Genomic DNA, 17,408 nt, shown 5'->3' on the forward strand with positions numbered 1-17,408 from the left:
CTAAAAGGAGAAGTAATGTGTATAAAATAATTTTTATGGGAACCCCAGAATTTTCAGTACCAATATTAGAAGCACTTGCAGCATTTGAACAAGCAGAAGTTGTTGCCGTTGTAACTCAGCCAGATCGTAAAGTTGGACGTAAAAAAATTGTAACTCCGCCCCCAGTCAAACAAGCAGCAATAGAATTAAAATTACCAGTTTGGCAACCCGAAAAACTATCAGGTTCAGAAGAGATGGAACAGCTTTTAGCTTTAAAACCTGACCTTATTGTCACAGCAGCATATGGCCAGTATGTTCCAACAAAACTACTACAAGCACCACCCTTTAGAGCAATCAATGTTCATGCATCTTTGCTTCCTAAATACCGTGGGGCAGCTCCAATCCATTCAGCAATCATCAATGGGGATAAGAAAACAGGTATTACAATTATGTATATGGAAAAAGAGATGGATGCCGGAAATATCATTGCACAATATTCTATACCAATCACCAAACAAGATGATGTCGGCACAATGTTTGAAAAACTTAGTCTATTAGGAAAAGATTGTCTAATTGATACACTTCCTTCTATATTTGATCAATCAAATGACTCTATACCTCAAAAAACAGAAGAAGTAACTTATGCTCCGATGATTCATGCAGAACAAGAAAAGATAGACTGGACAAAAACAGCTGTTGAAATTGATAATATGGTAAGAGGATTAAGACCTTTCCCGGGTTCTCATACAATTCTTGAAGGCAAGCGATTTAAAATTTGGTCTGTTGAACCTGTCGAACAAAAGGCGACACAACAACCGGGAGAAATTGAAGAAATCAGAAAAGATGCAATTGTCGTAGCTTGCGGAGAACAAACACTGTTGGCTTTATATGAAATTCAACCATCTGGAAAACAACGCATGAAAAGTATAAATTATCTGACTGGAGCGGGCAGTCATTTAAAGAAAGGAACACGATTTGGAGAATAAATCCATTAGAAAAAGTAGCCGTTATTTAGCGATGATGATACTTGAAAAAGTGAATTCAAAAGGTGCTTTCAGTAATATCGTTTTAAATCAGACAATTGAAAAAGAAACATTGTCAAAAGAAGATAGCAATTTATTAACAGAGCTTGTCTATGGTGTTATCCAAAGAAAGCGCACATTAGATTATATACTTGAGCCTTATTTAGATAATAAGAAGAAATTACAGAATTGGGTACTACAGCTTTTACGTTTATCAGTCTACCAATTGTACTATCTAGAAAGAGTACCAGACCACGCTGTCTTGAACGAAGCGGTGAATATTGCAAAAGTTAGAGGCCACAAAGGAATAGCAGGATTGACCAATGGAGTATTGAGAAATGTACTGCGTAATGGAATACCAGACTATTCTAAAATAAAAGATCCGGTTGTTAGGTTAGGAACGATGTATAGTCTGCCTGATTGGATCATTGACCAGAGTATAAAAAATATAGGTATAGAAGAGACAGAGAATTACGCACAATCTTTACTTGAAAAATCGAAAGTCAGCTTAAGAGTTAATTCAAAGCAGATCTCTGTTGATAAGGCTATAGAACAGCTAATGGATGAAGGATATAGTGTAGAGAAAAGTAGAGTTTCTCCTTATGGTCTGGTTAGTAAAAGCGGATTGCCCGCTAGATCCAGCCTTTTTAAAACTGGAATGATTACTATCCAAGATGAAAGTTCAATGCTTGTAGCTCCAGCACTTAAAATTGAACCTGGCGATAAAGTCTTGGATGCTTGTGCTGCCCCAGGTGGAAAGACAACTCATATTGCCACTTATCTCGATCAGAGGCAGAATGGAGAAGTTTTAGCTTTAGATCTGCATGCACACAAAATCAGACTAATCGAGCAGAATGCGAAAAGACAACATGTGGATGCAGTCGTAAAAACGCAGAATATTGATGCTAGGAAGATAAAAGAATTAGTGTCTGACGAAACATTCGATAAAATATTAATAGACGCTCCTTGTTCTGGACTAGGATTAATGAGAAGAAAACCTGAAATTCGTTACTCTAAAACACCTGAGGATTTAATATCACTAAAAAAAATCCAATTAGATATTTTGGTTAGCTTAGCACCTCTTCTGAAAAAAGGTGGTCGCTTGATTTATAGTACTTGTACAATTACTCATGAAGAAAATGAAGAAGTAATCGAAACCTTTTTACGTGATCATCCAGCGTATACTATTGAACCTGTTTATCTAGAAAATAAGTACATTAATTTAGATGAAGATGATATGTTAAGACTTTATCCACATCAATATGGCACAGACGGATTCTTTATCTGTTCATTGACAAAAGCAAAATGATACTTGTACATCAAGAAAAAATAAGACATACTATTAATTATAGCGCCTGTCATTAAGACAGGTACATAGAAATTGAACAATAAGAGTGTATGATTATTTGTATATCAGGAGTGAGGAAAACTGAAAGCTACCATTAAATCTCATATTGGTAAACGGGAGACAAATCAAGATTATGTTGCTACTTTTACAAATTTGAGTAATCAGGTTTTAGCCATTCTTTGTGACGGAATGGGAGGTCATAATGCTGGAGATATTGCAAGTGAAATGGCAGTACTGCAGTTAGGAAATAGTTGGAGAAAGTCTGAATTTAAAGATCAGAATATAAATTCAGTAGAGCAGTGGCTTAGAGAACATATCAACAAAGAAAATAAGCGAATTTATGATGCTGCAACAGTTTTTCAAGATTTGAAGGGAATGGGAACAACTTTAGTAGCGGCCGTTATTTTTGATGATGCTACTTTGATTGCTAATGTAGGAGATAGCCGAGCTTATGTTTTTGAAGCATCAACTTTAAATAAAATAACTGAAGATCATTCATTTGCAAATGAATTAAAATTAAATGGTCAGATAACAGAAGAAGAAGCATTGATTCATGAAAAAAGAAATACTTTAACTAGATCTCTAGGTATAGAAACAAATGTATCTATTGATTTCTTTTATTTGTCTAATGTAAAAATACAGAATTTACTCTTGTGTTCTGATGGATTGACGAATGCATTAAGTGATACTGAAATTCAGAAACTTTTGTCTCAAAATCTTAATGATCTGGATAAAGTAGAGCGATTGGTAAAAAGAGCACTTAGCCAAGGAGCATCAGATAATGTAACAGTCTGTTTGATTGAATACGATTCGTTAAAAAATATTGATCTAGAAAGTAAGACTGGGGAAGGCGGGTCTTCAAATGGAAACAGGTGAGAGAATCAATGGAAGATATAAAATTATAAAATGTATTGGTTCAGGCGGAATGGCAAAAGTTTATTTAGCACGAGATTTAATATTGGAACGAAATGTTGCTGTAAAATTAATGGCCTATAATTTCCATAATGATGAAAATAGTATTAGACGTTTTAAAAGAGAAGCGCTCGCTACTACAGAACTCGTTCATCCAAATATTGTAAACATCTATGATGTTGGAGAAAACGAGAATCCGTATATCGTTATGGAATATGTAGAAGGAACAGACTTGAAACAGTATATTCATGATTATCATCCGATCCCATACAAAAAGTCCATTGAAATTATGAAGCAAATCCTTGCAGCAGTTGGTTACGCTCATCAACATCATATTATTCATAGAGATATCAAGCCTCAAAATATACTGATTGATGCTCATGATAATGTTAAGATTACGGATTTTGGTATTGCAGTCGCTCTTTCTCAAAATTCTATAACCCAAACAAATTCTCTGTTGGGTTCTGTCCATTATTTGTCTCCTGAACAAGCAAGAGGCAGTATGGCTACGAAACAATCTGACATTTATTCACTTGGGATATTACTTTATGAATTGCTAACGGGAGATGTGCCTTTTGATGGAGAGTCAGCAGTCTCAATTGCTTTAAAACATTTTCAACAGGAGTTGCCGTCCATTAGAAATATTAATAATCGTATTCCTCAACCACTTGAAAATGTTGTTTTAAAAGCTACCGCTAAGGAATCAAGTCAACGATACCAAACAATAGCAGAAATGGAAGAAGACCTAAAAACGGCTTTGTCACCTGAACGAGCAGGAGAAGCAAAGTTTGTTCCGATAGATACTACTAAGGAAGAAACAAGAGTAATAGAGCCAATTGCAGTAACATCTGGTTCCCTATATTCTAAAGATAAGCCAGAAGAATCGGGCGAAGCAGGGGATCAAACTAAAAATAAAAAGGATAAATCAAAACCAAAAAAGAAAAAAAGAAGATGGTTGTGGGTACTTCTGGGAATATTCTTACTTATTCTGTTTGTGGGTGGACTTCTTTTGTTTAACAGACCAAAAGAAGTTGAAGTACCAGATCTTGAAGGGTTAACTCAAGATGAAGCTGAAGAAGAATTGTCCAGCCTTAATCTTGTGCTGGGAGAAGTGACTGAAGAAAACGACGAAGAAGTTGAAGAAGGTTTAGTTATCCGATCCGATCCATCACCTGGTTCAACATTAAGAGAAGAAGCGTCTGTTGATCTTTTTATCAGTAGCGGAAGTGAGCCTTTTGAAATTGAAAATTATGAAAATGAAGTTTACGAAGATATTCGAGCTGAATTAACGACACTGGGCTTTACTGTTGAGAGTGAAGAACAGAGTAGTGATACAATAGCAGCAGGAAATATTATATCCCAAGATATTGAAGCAGGAGAAGAAGTTGTTCCTGATGAAACTACAATCACCTTTACTGTAAGTACTGGACAGGAAGGATTTACATTAAGAGATCTTAGCGGATATTCTGAAGCAGGAGTAACGGATTATGCAAATGATATCGGCTTATCTGTCTCTAGTACAAGTGAACCGAATGCAGAAGTCCCTGCTGGTCAAGTAAGCAGTCAATCTCCAGAACCGGGAACGACGGTATATGCTGGCAGTAGAATTTCAGTTGTTTTTTCAACAGGACCTGAAGAAGTTGAGTTGAATACATTTGATGAAGGGATTATCATTCCTTATGCAGCACCTGAATCTTCAGAAAATGATGAAAGTAACCCTGATGGAGAAGGGCAAGAGCCAGTACCGAATCTGATACAGATATTTATAGGAGATGCAGAAAATAATTTGGATTCTGTGTATAAAGAATATGAAATTACAGAAGATACTCCTGAAATTCTTACTTTTGTTGTTGAAGAAGGAGAGTCAGCAAGCTACAGAGTTGAAAGAGATGGAGAAGTAATCTTAGAAGAATCCAGCCTCACTGAATAATATCAAATGTTAGAAAGGATGGAGATAGTTGCAAAAGGGTCAGATAACTAAAGCACTAAGTGGATTTTATTACGTAACAGATGACTCTAATATGATTTATCAGACCAGAGCAAGAGGTGTCTTCCGGAAACAGAAAATTACTCCTCTAGTAGGAGATTATGTAGAATTTGAAAGTGGAAGTAAAGAAGAAGGAGTCATACAAAATCTTCTAGAAAGAAAAAATGAACTTGTCAGACCTCAAGTAGCGAATGTTGATATAGGAATCATTATTATGTCTGCAGCGGATCCCAAATTTTCTAATCAATTATTAGATAGATTTCTAGTAATGTTAGAGTCTAAACATATCAAACCGGTCATATTCATTACTAAAATGGATCTTTTAAGCACTGACGAATCAATGGAAATCAAAAAATATCAAAAGGATTATAATGCGATCGGTTATCAAATGATTCTCATAGAAAAGACTGATAAGGATAAAAAGGAACAGCTAGAAACCCTATTCAGCGAACAATTCAAAAATAATCTGATTGTATTCATGGGACAGTCCGGTGCTGGTAAATCTACCTTGTTAAATGTATTGAAACCTGAACTTGAACTGAAAACCGGAGAAACGTCTCAATCATTAGGTAGAGGCAAACATACAACCAGACATGTTGAACTGGTTCCGTTACTGGATAGTTTAATTGCTGATACTCCCGGTTTTAGCCTATTAGCCTTTGATGAAATAGAGCAGGAATCACTGTCTGAATACTTTCTGGAAATGTGGAGTTTAAGATCTGACTGTAGATTTAGCGGATGTCTTCATTTGAATGAACCGGGATGCGCAGTGAAAAAAGCTGTATTGGAAGGTGAAATACCGGAATATAGATACAATAATTATCAATTATTTTTAGAAGAAATCAAAAAAAGAAAACCACGTTATAGAAAAAAAGGAGAATCTTAATGAAAATAGCTCCGTCAATATTAAGTGCTGATTTTGCAAGACTAAAAGAACAAGTCTCATTAGTGGAACAAGGAGGAGCAGACTGGATTCACATAGATGTTATGGATGGTCATTTCGTTCCTAATTTAACTTTTGGGTATAATGTTGTAGAGGCAATCAGACCACATACCTCATTGCCGCTAGACTGCCATCTCATGATTGAAAATCCTGAAAATTTTATTGAAGACTTCGCTAAAGCAGGGGCGGACTACATCTCTATACATTTTGAAAGTACAAATCATATTCATGGAGCACTGCAGCTTATTCGTAAAAATGGAGTAAAAGCAGGAATTGTAATTAATCCCGGAACATCAATCGAGATGATCAAACCTGTGCTGCACATGGTAGATCTGGTATTAGTTATGACGGTTAACCCAGGGTTTGGTGGACAAAGTTTTCTAAACGAAACTGTTGCAAAAATCAGTGAATTATACCAATTAATACAAAAACATCATTATGAGTATATTATTGAAGTAGATGGTGGAATTGTACCTGAAACAGCAAAAATCTGTAAAGAAGCAGGGGCAGAAGTTTTTGTTGCTGGATCATATATATATGGATCAGAAAATCCTCATGAACAAATTACTAACTTGAAGCATGCGGTGAATTAAAATGAATAGTTTGCATATCATGTTAGGAAGTCCGGACAGTCGACAACATACCATGCCTCCATTGAAAGAACAGGATTATTATATTGGAGTAGATAAAGGGGCTTTGCTGCTTGCTGAAAATGGGTACTATATCGATTTATCTTTAGGGGATTTTGATTCTATAACAGATGCAGAAAAACTGATAATAGAAAAAAATTCTAAAAAAGTAATCAGTTTTGAACCTGAAAAAGACGATACAGATGCAGAATTAAGTTTAGTATATGCTATGCAGTTTTTTGATACTGAGCAAATTATTTTATATGGGTGGTCTGGAGGAAGACTTGATCATTTAATGAGTATATTAATGATTGTAATGCAGCCAAGATTCAAATCAATCGTAACTAGGTTAATATTTATAAACCAAACAAATACACTTAAATTTTATCTACCTGGAAGCTATTTGCTCTTCAAAGAGCCGGATAAAAAATACTGCTCTTTCATCGGAATGACTCCTTTAAGCAACTTAACATTAGACAAGGGGTTTAAGTATACCTTAAATAACAATAATTTTGATTATCCAATTGCGTTGATCAGCAATGAATTTGTTATGGAAAATGGAAGATTCTCATTTGATGACGGATTAGTAGCTTTTATCCAAAGCAAAGATTAGGTGAAAAACTAAAGGTACCTGATATTTCATATTATAAGTGTACATGTATGGAATATAGTCGAGCTAAAGAATAGTATAAAAGGAGTCTAAATAAATGAAAATCGCCATTACCAAATCTGCTCTTGAAGAAGCCAAAGAGAAATATGGAAATTTTCAAGCTGTTTCTGGTTATGTAGAAGAAGATAAAAAATTTTTCTTGCCTCTTCCTAAATATTATATAGTTGTTGTTGATAGAAATAACTTGACCTTATCGCAACTAGATATTAAGTTGGATGAAAAATCAGTTGAAGTAATCTCTTTAAAGAATATCAAAAGTATAAAAGTAACAGGTCGAAATATAAGAAGAGTCAGTATCATAACTAAGAATAAAACGATTAAATTAATTATTAAGCCCCGTGTGATAGGAATTAAAGAGTATCAAAGGAAACTGATCTCAAAATTGGAGTCTCTATCAAAATAGCAAATCAGAGCTCACTCAAACAGGTGGGCTCTTCTTTTGGGTTTGTTCTGAAAAAAACAAGATAACAAAAAGCCTACAAATGCTTATGAAAAACATTTGTAGGCTCTATGAAATTTTTATATTATACGCGTTCAACTTTACCTGATTTTAAAGCACGTGCAGATACCCATACTTTTTTAGGTTGTCCATCAACCATAATACGTACTTTTTGCAAGTTCGCAGCAAAACGACGTTTAGATTTATTGTTAGCGTGTGAGCGGTTATTTCCGCTTCTAGCTTTACGTCCAGTTACAAAACATTCTTTAGCCATAATTAACTCTCCTCCTTTACGCAATAGCTTCTACGTTAAAAGAAGCTAACTCATACTTATATAAGATACCACATACAAGATAAACACGCAAGAAAATATTTGCAATCTTTCAAGTAATGAACCTTGACAGTCATATTGATAGTTAAAGTGGACTGTAAACTTACAAAATAGGTATTGTCTTTCATTATAAAACACGATATGCTAAAATATGTTTGAGTATGTAATATGTTAATCATGAAAATTAATCAAAAGATAAGTTGAAATCATGAGAATTTGAATAGAGAGGGGAAATCCATTAATGACAGTAAATCTTAAAAATGAATTCGGTAATGTTGAAATCTCTAATGAGGTAATTGCTACTGTAGTTGGCGGAGCGGCAACAGAGAATTTCGGGATAGTAGGAATGGCAAGTCGGAAACAAGTACGTGATGGACTGATTGAGATTTTGAACCGAGATAATTATTCTCGAGGAATCGTTGTCAGACAAGAAGACGAAGAAATCATAATCGATGTCTATATCATCGTGAGCTATGGTACTAAAATTTCAGAAGTATCTAAAAATGTTCAAGAACGAGTCATGTACCAGCTAGAAGCAAATTTAGGCTTGAAAGCTAAATCTGTCAATGTATTTGTACAAGGCGTACGCGTGTAATATTATTATACCAAAGCCGCAGTCTGTTTGTGGCAAGGGAGGAACTCATTAAAGTGGAAGTATTAAATTTAACATCTGAAGAATTCAAGGGTATGATTTCGGCTGGTCGCATGCGATTAGACGAAAATACTGAATATGTAAACTCACTGAACGTGTTTCCAGTTCCAGATGGAGACACAGGTACTAATATGAATCTGTCTTTTACTAGTGGAGCAAAAGCAGTAAAAGAGACAGATAGCAATCATCTGGGAGAAATTGCTCAAGCTTTAGCTAAAGGATTATTGATGGGTGCCAGAGGTAATTCGGGAGTAATATTATCTCAATTATTTCGCGGATTCGGCAAGTCTGTTAAAGAACAAGAATCTGTAGATGCCGAGCAATTTGCTGCTGCCTTTAAAAGCGGAGTAGATTCTGCTTACAATGCTGTAATGAAGCCTGTTGAAGGAACGATTCTAACGGTTGCAAGAGAATCTGCTAAAGCGGGTATGAAAAAGGCAAAAGAAACAAACGATGTTATAGAAGTCATGGAAACGATTTTAGCAGCAGCCAAAAAATCCTTGAAAAAAACGCCTGATCTGTTACCAGTTCTTAAAGAAGTTGGAGTTGTAGATAGTGGTGGTCAAGGCTTAGTATACGTATATGAAGGTTTTTTATCTTATCTTACAGGAGAAGCACCAGTAGAAGAAGCACCGGAACTCGATGAATTAGTACGTGCAGAACATCACCGTGGGGAAGTACATGAACATGTACATACGGAAGACATTACTTACGGATATTGTACTGAAATCATGGTACGTATTGGTGAAGGCGAAACGGTTGAAGATACATTTGACTATGAAGAGTTTAGAAATTACCTGGACAAATTAGGTGATTCTTTATTAGTAGTTGCTGATGATGAAGTGATCAAAGTTCACGTTCATACAGAACGTCCAGGTGAAGTGATGAATTATGGTCAGAAATTTGGGTCTTTAATGAAAATCAAAGTTGATAACATGCGAGAGCAACATTCGGCTTTATCAGCAGATAAAAAAACTGAAACAAAAGAGATCGCTGTGATTGCTGTAGCGGCTGGAGAAGGAATTAAACAGTTATTTGAAAGCTTAGGTGTTGATTATGTTCTTCAAGGCGGACAGACGATGAACCCTAGTACAGAAGATATTGTTAAAGCTATGGAAAAAATTCCGGCTAAACACTATATACTTCTTCCAAATAATAAAAATATATTTATGGCAGCAGAACAAGCGGCAAAAGTGTCTAAAGCGAATACAGTAGTAGTTGAAACTAAAACAATCCAACAAGGACTAACTTCTATGTTAGGATTCAATGCTGCTCATGATTTGAATACTAATAAAGAAAGTATGACTGCCGAAATAGAAGCAGTAACTTCTGGGCAAGTTACTTTTGCGGTCAGAGACACTGAAATTAACGGTATATCAATTAAAAAAGATGATTTTATGGGAATCATTGATGGAGATATTAAGGTTTCTGATAGTGATATCAAAAAAGTAACCTTAGATATGATTGATCAAATGATTGATGAAGATAGTGAAATTCTTACACTTCTTTATGGTGAAGATGGATCAAAATCAGGTGCTGAAGAAATTGGAAAAGCGATAGAAGAAAAATATGATGACATTGAAGTTGAAATACATGAAGGTGGTCAACCAGTCTATCCGTACCTTGTCTCTGTGGAATAATATAATTGAATTAATTTTTATCTAAAAGGGGGAATAGATGAAATAACGAAGAAATCTTTGTTGTTTTATCTATTCCTTTCTGATTATTCATTTTAATATGGAAAGGAGGAAGCTCGGCATGACTGGAAAGAATATTTTTGACCCAATTACCATTCTTTCAGGAGTTGGACCCAAAAGAGTTATAGCTTTAAAAGAACTTGGGATTGAAACAGTTTACGATCTATTAACCTACTTTCCATTCAGATATGAAGATTTAACGGTAAAATCAATCGAAGAAATTGAAGATAAAGAAAAAGTTGTGTTAAGAGGACCATTGATATCTGATCCAGTTGTGAATCACTTCGGAAGAGGGAAGAATCGTTTAGCATTTAGAATGAATGTAGAACATGTCATTGTACCAGTTACTTTCTTCAACCAGCCTTATTTGAAAAATCAGTTACATGCTGGAGAAGAAGCAGTTATCTTTGGGAAATGGGATGCGCTTAAGATGCAACTAAGCGGGATAAAAATATTGAGTAGTGCATTGAGTGACAAAGAAGAAAATCAGGAGCCAGTATACCATACTTCAAAACATATAAAGCAAGCTACATTAATAAAGCTGATCAAACAGTGTTGGGATGGATACAATGAGCTTATTCCTGAGATGGTTCCTGCTGTTATAAGAGAAAAATATAATTTAGTTACACATAAAGAGTCTATAAGAATGATGCATTTCCCAAATAAAGAGAATGATATGGAACAAGCTAGAACAGCCATTATTTTTCTTGAGTTTTTTATCTATCAACTTCAGATGCAGTGGCTAAGGAAGCAGCACAAAATGGTAGACCGTGGAACTCCTGTGAACTATGATGTTGATTTGTTGAGAGCCTTTTTTAAGTCTCTTCCCTATGAATTAACTAAATCCCAAAAAAAGGTGGTTAATGAAATCTGTAAGGATTTAAAGCTACCTATTCAAATGTATCGCTTACTCCAAGGAGATGTTGGGAGTGGTAAAACAGTGGTAGCAGCCTCAGCCATATTCGCAGCATGGACGGCCGGTCTTCAGTCTACATTGATGGCACCAACTGAGATATTGGCGACTCAACATATGGAAAGTCTTTCAGAAATGTTCAGGTCACAGGGTTTGAAAGTGGAATTGCTGACAGGGTCAACTAAAGTTGCTAAAAGAAGAGAAATACTCGAACAATTAGCAAATGGTGAGATTCATGCTTTAATTGGAACACACGCCTTGATACAAGAAGATGTAGAGTTCAATAAATTGGGACTCGTTATAACAGATGAACAGCATCGATTTGGAGTAAACCAAAGAAAGACGCTGAGAGAAAAAGGATCTCATCCTGATGTTTTATTCATGACAGCAACTCCTATTCCAAGAACATTAGCAATTAGCGCGTTCGGTGAAATGGATGTTTCTATTATAGATGAGTTGCCCCCAGGAAGAGAACCGGTAGCAACTCACTGGATAAGACCTAAACAGTTTACTCAGATGCTTCCTTTTATTAAACGAGAACTGTCTAATGGCTCTCAAGTTTATGTCATCAGTCCGTTGATAGAAGAATCTGAGTTGATGGATTTACAGAATGCTACTGATCTATTTAGAACTTATGCTGCTAAGTTTGAACCTCAATACAAAGTTGGATTATTACATGGTAAAATGTCAAATATGGAAAAAGAGTCCATAATGGAACAATTCAAACATAACGAACTACAAGTTCTGGTCTCTACTACAGTAATTGAAGTAGGCGTTAATGTGCCAAATGCAACTTTAATGATTATTCATGATGCCGATCGATTTGGACTAGCTCAACTCCATCAGTTAAGAGGACGAGTTGGAAGAGGAAAAAAAGAATCATATTGTGTTCTTATCGCTGATCCAAAGGGTGAAACAGGAGCTCAACGCATGGAAATACTAACACAGACTAATGATGGATTTGAATTGAGTGAAAAGGATCTTGAAATGAGAGGTCCTGGAGAAATATTTGGAAAGAAACAGTCCGGTCTTCCGGATTTTAAAGTTGCTGATATAGTGGAAGATTTTCAAATTTTAGAAAGTGCTCGAAATGAAGCTGCACAAATTTTAGCGACTACTGATTTTTTTGAATCAGAAGAGTATGCTTTAATAAGAACAAAAGTAGGAATTGACGAACAAGCCAGACATTCATTTTTAGATTGATCTATAAAATATGATTTCAGGAGGAAGAAGAATGAGAATAGCAGTAGACGCTATGGGTGGAGATAATGCTCCCCAAGCAATTGTGGAAGGCAGCATAAGAGCAGCAAAAGAGTTTAAAGATATTACAATTGTCTTGTATGGTAAGCAGCACATGATCCAAAAATATATCAATGAAGAATTGGAAAACATTGAAATAGTTCATACAGATGAAAAAATAGAAAGCGAAGATGATCCAGTACGTTCCATTAGACGAAAAAAACAAGCTTCTATGGTCATGGCTGCAAGATCAGTTAAAGAACAAGAAAATGATGCTTTATTTTCAGCTGGAAATACAGGAGCTCTATTGGCCTCTGGAACTTTGATAATTGGAAGAGTCAAAGGGATTGATAGACCAGGATTACTAGCTACTATGCCTGTTATGGCAGACAAACAAGATGCTTTTAATTTGCTGGATGTTGGGGCAAATGCGGACAGCAAACCAAATAATATTAATCAGTATGCAACCCTTGGGACTTATTATGCCAAGTTTGTTAGAGGGATAGATAATCCTCGTGTTGGATTATTAAATAACGGTACAGAAGAAAATAAAGGAAACGAGGTAACAAAAGAAGCTTATAAACTGTTAAAAGAAAATGATGCAGTCAACTTTATAGGGAATGTTGAAGCCAGAGAATTACTGAATGGAATAGCAGATGTTGTAGTAACGGATGGTTTTACCGGAAATGCTGTATTGAAAACAATTGAAGGAACTGCACTGTCTATGGTAAAACTCATCAAAGAATCTATTATGAATAACGGTCTAAAAGCTAAAATGGGAGGACTATTACTTAAAGATAGTTTATCCAATCTAAAAGATGTATTAGATTATTCTAAGCACGGAGGAGCTGTTTTATTAGGTTTAAAAGCTCCGGTAGTCAAAACACATGGATCAGCAACTTCAGAGCCGGTTTATCAGACACTAAAACAAATTAGAGAAATGCTGTCTTCACATGTTGTAGAAGATCTGGTTAAGTATTATGAAGGAGAAAATATCGAAGAAAAAGAGTAGATTTCTGAATATTATTAGAAAATGGAATATAAATGTCTGATAAATTAACGGGTAATATTATATTACTTTTGATTAGTTATGGAAATAGACAAAAGAATACGCTACAATAACTTATATGAATAACAAAAAAATGAGAAAAATGGGCTTATAACAAGAATAGTTATATTATACTCAATACACTTAAATGGAGGATTATAAAATGAATGAACAAGAAATTTTTGAAAAAGTTAGAGGCATTATTGTGGAAAGATTAGGCGTTGATGAAGATAAGATAACTAGAGATACTACTTTTAAAGAGGATTTAGGGGCAGATTCTCTTGATATTGTTGAGTTAGTAATGGAGCTTGAAGATACTTTCGGTAACGAAATCTCTGATGAAGACGCTGAAAATATCACTACTGTAGGTAAAGCAGTAGATTACATCAATAACAATCAATAAAATATCACCCTGAATCTGAACGTGGTACGGTATTTGTTGAAATTATTAAGATATAATGAATGATTAATTTGAAAATTTAATATTTTATTATAAAATAATAATTACAGTGTTGATATTAAAAGTTATAACGTGTATAATTCGATTTATATTATTAAGTATTTGATTAAAAAATCACAAAATGTTTAATGTTATTCTCATTTAAATTTTAAGGAGAAAAGCATAGGAGGTTAGACAGTGGCCGTCGAACGCAACTTGTTGGAAATTAATAATTTAAAAACCGGATTTCGCTTTGGTGAAGAATATCATAACGCTGTTGATGGAGTTTCGTTAACACTTAAGAAAAATGAAATTTTAGCAATTGTCGGAGAATCCGGTTGTGGTAAATCAACATTAGCTACTTCCATAATGGGACTCCATGATCCTAAAAATACTCAAGTAAGTGGAGAAATTATCTATAAAGATTTAAATCTGATTGATTTAAACGAAAAGTTATATAATCGTATTAGAGGAAATGATATTGGAATGATTTTTCAAGATCCCTTAGGCTCTCTTAATCCTTTGATGACGATTTATAGACAAATCGCAGAAGCTTTAGTCTATCACTCAGATATGAATGAGAAACAAATTAAAGAAAGAGTTCTTGAACTATTGAATCAGGTTGGAATTCCGAGACCGGAACAAATCATGAAAGCATATCCTCATGAATTATCTGGAGGAATGAGACAAAGAGTCGTTATTGCAATTGCATTGGCTAATAAACCGCCAATTATCATTGCAGATGAACCAACCACTGCATTAGATGTTACAATTCAAGCTCAAATCCTTGATTTGATGATTGATATCCAAGATGAAACAGGATCTGGAATTATTCTGATTACACATGATTTAGGAGTTGTAGCAGAAACTGCTGATCGAGTGGCTGTAATGTATGCTGGCCAGATTGTTGAAGAAGCGCCTGTAGATGTTTTGTTCAGAGATCCTAAGCATCCTTATACACGTTCATTGTTAAACTCAATTCCTCATGAACTTGAAGAAGGCGAAGAATTGCATGTTATCCACGGTACGGTGCCATCATTACAGAAGTTACCCCGCAAAGGTGATCGCTTCAGACCAAGAATTCCTTGGATACCTGATGAAGCATTTGATGAAAACCCAGAGTTAACGGAAATCGCTCCTAACCATAAAGTAAGAGGAAATAGCTGGAAACATTTCCACTTTGAAGGGGAGGAAAAATAACGATGGGATTTTTGGAAGTACAAGAACTGAAAGTGCACTACCCTATTCGTGGTGGTATTTTAAACACAGTTCAAGATTATGTTCGAGCTGTTGATGGTGTAAACTTGACGATAGAATCTGGAAAAACCTACGGCTTAGTAGGAGAGTCTGGCTCTGGAAAGACTACTATTGGAAAAACAATTATCGGACTAGAAAAAGCTTCTGCTGGTAGAATTTTATATGAAGGCGAAAATGTGACTAATAAGGCACGCAGTCGCAATAAAAAATATGAAAATTATAATAAAGATGTACAAATGATTTTTCAGGATTCTACCTCATCAATGAATCCGAAGAAACGGATCATTGATGTTATGGCTGAACCAATGCGTAACTATTTTGACTATACTCCAGCAGAGATTAAGCGTAGAGTAGCTGAATTATTAGATATTGTTGGAATGAATGCAGAAGCGATGTATAAATATCCTCACGAGTTCTCTGGTGGACAACGTCAACGTATTGGTGTAGCTAGAGCAGTTGCAAGTGATCCGAAATTGATTATTGCTGATGAACCAACTTCCGCATTAGACTTGTCTGTTCAAGCTCAAGTATTGAACTTTATGCGAAGAATACAAAAAGAATATGGATTAAGTTACTTATTTATCTCTCATGATTTGGGCGTGGTCCAACATATGTCTGATGATATTGCTATTATGCATAGAGGTCGCTTTGTGGAAAAAGGACCTAAAAAAGAAATTTATAATAATCCACAGCATATTTATACAAAACGTCTGTTGTCAGCAATTCCTGATATGGATCCTACGACTCGCGAGTCAAATAAAATTGAGCGTCAGCGAGTTGAAGCAGAATATGATGCTCAAGAAGCAGAATATTATGATCAAAATGGAAGAGTATACGATTTATTGCCTTATAAAGATGATCATTTTGTAGCTACTAAACCTAATAGCTCACTTCAAAATGAGTCAATTAACACAAAGGGGGAAGTTTAATTCATGTGGAAGACAATATTTAGAAGATTGCTTTTGATGATTCCCCAAATTATCATATTAAGTATTTTAATCTTCATCATTGCAGAATTTATGCCTGGAGATCCTTTTACCGGGATGATTGATCCTAATGTTGACCCGGCACAACTGGATGTATTGCGTGAACGTTATGGCTTAAATGATCCTCTACATGTTAAATATGTGCGCTGGGTTGGAAATGCCCTTCAAGGTGATTTTGGAAGAAGTTTCAATTACAAAACTAGTGTATTGAATGTAATAGGAGAAAGACTGGGAAATACAGTAAGATTATCACTTTTATCTACTATATTGACTTATATGATTGGCCTTCCGTTAGGAATACTATCTGGTCGTTATAACGATTCGATTTTAGATAAATCAGTTATTATTTATAACTTTGTCAGTTTTGCAGTACCCACATTTGTACTAGCTTTGCTTATGGTTTACATTTTTGGATTTAATCTTGGATGGTTTCCTTCAAGGGGTTCAATCGATATCCAAGCCAATACTTTCTGGGAACAGTTCTGGAGCCGTTTATATCACTTGATCCTTCCTTCCATTACAACTGCCGTGCTGGGGACAGTAAGTATTATTCAATATCTACGTACTGAGATTATTGATGCAAAAGTGTCTGATTATGTTAAAACAGCTCGCTCAAAAGGAGTACCAATCGAAAAAGTTTATTCAAAACATATCTTTCGTAATGCATCTTTACCAATAGCTTCAGGCTTTGGATATACTATCGTTAATTTATTAACAGGTTCAATCTTTATTGAAAGAATATTCAACTATAGTGGTATGGGTAATTTATTCCTAGAGTCAATCAATACACGAGATTATAGTGTAATTTTCGTATTAGTACTTTTCTATGGAATCCTTGGTTTGATTGGGACTTTACTGTCAGATCTGATTTTAATGGCTGTAGACCCTCGAATACGAATTGATTAAATAATAACTTT

At 35.1% G+C, this 17,408-nt stretch carries 17 protein-coding genes; 16 read left to right on the top strand and 1 reads right to left on the bottom strand.

All coding sequences use genetic code 11. The annotated features are described in order from the left end of the window. Positions 1 to 17: 17 nt before the first annotated feature. From fmt to BM212_RS01875, 8 genes are all read left to right on the top strand, one after another. Positions 18 to 965: a methionyl-tRNA formyltransferase gene (gene fmt, locus BM212_RS01840; RefSeq protein ID WP_091895747.1), complete on the top strand. Its 948-nt coding sequence runs from the start codon at positions 18 to 20 to the stop codon at positions 963 to 965. Continuing rightward, positions 955 to 2,310 (top strand): 16S rRNA (cytosine(967)-C(5))-methyltransferase RsmB, encoded by a 1,356-nt coding sequence (gene rsmB, locus BM212_RS01845; RefSeq protein ID WP_177206272.1) that lies wholly within the window; start codon positions 955 to 957, stop codon positions 2,308 to 2,310. The genes fmt and rsmB overlap by 11 nt, the downstream gene beginning before the upstream one ends. A 144-nt stretch (positions 2,311 to 2,454) precedes the next feature. Beyond that, on the top strand, positions 2,455 to 3,225 hold the full coding sequence (locus BM212_RS01850; protein ID WP_281244370.1) for a Stp1/IreP family PP2C-type Ser/Thr phosphatase: 771 nt from the start codon (positions 2,455 to 2,457) through the stop codon (positions 3,223 to 3,225). Continuing rightward, positions 3,212 to 5,191 carry a Stk1 family PASTA domain-containing Ser/Thr kinase gene (pknB, locus tag BM212_RS01855; RefSeq protein ID WP_091895750.1) on the top strand — a complete coding sequence of 660 codons (1,980 nt, stop codon included), beginning with the start codon at positions 3,212 to 3,214 and terminating at the stop codon, positions 5,189 to 5,191. Before BM212_RS01850 ends, pknB begins: the two co-directional genes overlap by 14 nt. A gap of 28 nt (positions 5,192 to 5,219) precedes the next feature. Further along, positions 5,220 to 6,134: a ribosome small subunit-dependent GTPase A gene (rsgA, locus tag BM212_RS01860; protein WP_091895753.1), complete on the top strand. Its 915-nt coding sequence runs from the start codon at positions 5,220 to 5,222 to the stop codon at positions 6,132 to 6,134. Continuing rightward, positions 6,134 to 6,784: a ribulose-phosphate 3-epimerase gene (rpe, locus tag BM212_RS01865; RefSeq protein WP_072694658.1), complete on the top strand. Its 651-nt coding sequence runs from the start codon at positions 6,134 to 6,136 to the stop codon at positions 6,782 to 6,784. The genes rsgA and rpe overlap by 1 nt, the downstream gene beginning before the upstream one ends. A 1-nt stretch (position 6,785) precedes the next feature. Continuing rightward, complete coding sequence (locus BM212_RS01870) at positions 6,786 to 7,433, top strand: thiamine diphosphokinase (protein ID WP_091895756.1); 648 nt, start codon at positions 6,786 to 6,788, stop codon at positions 7,431 to 7,433. A 94-nt stretch (positions 7,434 to 7,527) separates the two neighbouring features. Beyond that, positions 7,528 to 7,893, top strand: coding sequence for a hypothetical protein (locus BM212_RS01875; protein WP_072694660.1), 366 nt, complete (start codon positions 7,528 to 7,530; stop codon positions 7,891 to 7,893). A gap of 121 nt (positions 7,894 to 8,014) precedes the next feature. On the opposite strand, the gene rpmB is transcribed toward BM212_RS01875, so the two are convergent. Continuing rightward, positions 8,015 to 8,203, bottom strand: a complete 189-nt coding sequence (gene rpmB / locus BM212_RS01880; RefSeq protein ID WP_072694661.1) for a 50S ribosomal protein L28 — start codon at positions 8,201 to 8,203, stop codon at positions 8,015 to 8,017. A 298-nt stretch (positions 8,204 to 8,501) separates the two neighbouring features. Here rpmB and BM212_RS01885 point away from each other — a divergent pair, with 298 nt between their 5' ends. The 8 genes from BM212_RS01885 (at position 8,502) to BM212_RS01920 (ending at position 17,397) form a co-directional block, all read left to right on the top strand. Next, on the top strand, positions 8,502 to 8,855 hold the full coding sequence (locus BM212_RS01885; protein ID WP_072694662.1) for an Asp23/Gls24 family envelope stress response protein: 354 nt from the start codon (positions 8,502 to 8,504) through the stop codon (positions 8,853 to 8,855). A gap of 53 nt (positions 8,856 to 8,908) precedes the next feature. Continuing rightward, positions 8,909 to 10,552: a DAK2 domain-containing protein gene (locus BM212_RS01890; protein WP_091895758.1), complete on the top strand. Its 1,644-nt coding sequence runs from the start codon at positions 8,909 to 8,911 to the stop codon at positions 10,550 to 10,552. Between the two features lie 118 nt (positions 10,553 to 10,670). Beyond that, on the top strand, positions 10,671 to 12,725 hold the full coding sequence (recG, locus tag BM212_RS01895; RefSeq protein WP_091895761.1) for an ATP-dependent DNA helicase RecG: 2,055 nt from the start codon (positions 10,671 to 10,673) through the stop codon (positions 12,723 to 12,725). 31 nt (positions 12,726 to 12,756) lie between these two features. Next, complete coding sequence (gene plsX / locus BM212_RS01900) at positions 12,757 to 13,773, top strand: phosphate acyltransferase PlsX (RefSeq protein WP_072694665.1); 1,017 nt, start codon at positions 12,757 to 12,759, stop codon at positions 13,771 to 13,773. 199 nt (positions 13,774 to 13,972) lie between these two features. After that, positions 13,973 to 14,212 carry an acyl carrier protein gene (gene acpP / locus BM212_RS01905; RefSeq protein WP_091895764.1) on the top strand — a complete coding sequence of 80 codons (240 nt, stop codon included), beginning with the start codon at positions 13,973 to 13,975 and terminating at the stop codon, positions 14,210 to 14,212. A gap of 234 nt (positions 14,213 to 14,446) precedes the next feature. Beyond that, positions 14,447 to 15,448, top strand: coding sequence for an ABC transporter ATP-binding protein (locus BM212_RS01910; RefSeq protein ID WP_072694667.1), 1,002 nt, complete (start codon positions 14,447 to 14,449; stop codon positions 15,446 to 15,448). A 2-nt stretch (positions 15,449 to 15,450) separates the two neighbouring features. After that, the gene (locus tag BM212_RS01915; protein WP_091895767.1) at positions 15,451 to 16,434 is read left to right on the top strand and encodes an ATP-binding cassette domain-containing protein; all 984 of its coding nucleotides are present in this window, start codon (positions 15,451 to 15,453) and stop codon (positions 16,432 to 16,434) included. Positions 16,435 to 16,437: 3 nt separating this feature from the next. Next, entirely contained in the window at positions 16,438 to 17,397 is a 960-nt protein-coding gene (locus BM212_RS01920; RefSeq protein WP_091895770.1) for an ABC transporter permease, read from the top strand. Positions 17,398 to 17,408: the final 11 nt, after the last annotated feature.

Source organism: Marinilactibacillus piezotolerans (assembly GCF_900114235.1).
Lineage (GTDB): Bacteria > Bacillota > Bacilli > Lactobacillales > Carnobacteriaceae_A > Marinilactibacillus > Marinilactibacillus piezotolerans.

Bases quoted from the DNA above. Each gene is read 5' to 3' on its own strand.
- pknB (WP_091895750.1), top strand. From the start codon at position 3,212: ATGGAAACAGGTGAGAGAATCAATGGAAGATATAAAATTATAAAATGT.
- rpe (WP_072694658.1), top strand. From the start codon at position 6,134: ATGAAAATAGCTCCGTCAATATTAAGTGCTGATTTTGCAAGACTAAAA.
- BM212_RS01870 (WP_091895756.1), top strand. From the start codon at position 6,786: ATGAATAGTTTGCATATCATGTTAGGAAGTCCGGACAGTCGACAACAT.
- BM212_RS01875 (WP_072694660.1), top strand. From the start codon at position 7,528: ATGAAAATCGCCATTACCAAATCTGCTCTTGAAGAAGCCAAAGAGAAA.
- rpmB (WP_072694661.1), bottom strand. From the start codon at position 8,203: ATGGCTAAAGAATGTTTTGTAACTGGACGTAAAGCTAGAAGCGGAAAT.
- BM212_RS01885 (WP_072694662.1), top strand. From the start codon at position 8,502: ATGACAGTAAATCTTAAAAATGAATTCGGTAATGTTGAAATCTCTAAT.
- recG (WP_091895761.1), top strand. From the start codon at position 10,671: ATGACTGGAAAGAATATTTTTGACCCAATTACCATTCTTTCAGGAGTT.
- plsX (WP_072694665.1), top strand. From the start codon at position 12,757: ATGAGAATAGCAGTAGACGCTATGGGTGGAGATAATGCTCCCCAAGCA.
- acpP (WP_091895764.1), top strand. From the start codon at position 13,973: ATGAATGAACAAGAAATTTTTGAAAAAGTTAGAGGCATTATTGTGGAA.
- BM212_RS01915 (WP_091895767.1), top strand. From the start codon at position 15,451: ATGGGATTTTTGGAAGTACAAGAACTGAAAGTGCACTACCCTATTCGT.
- BM212_RS01920 (WP_091895770.1), top strand. From the start codon at position 16,438: ATGTGGAAGACAATATTTAGAAGATTGCTTTTGATGATTCCCCAAATT.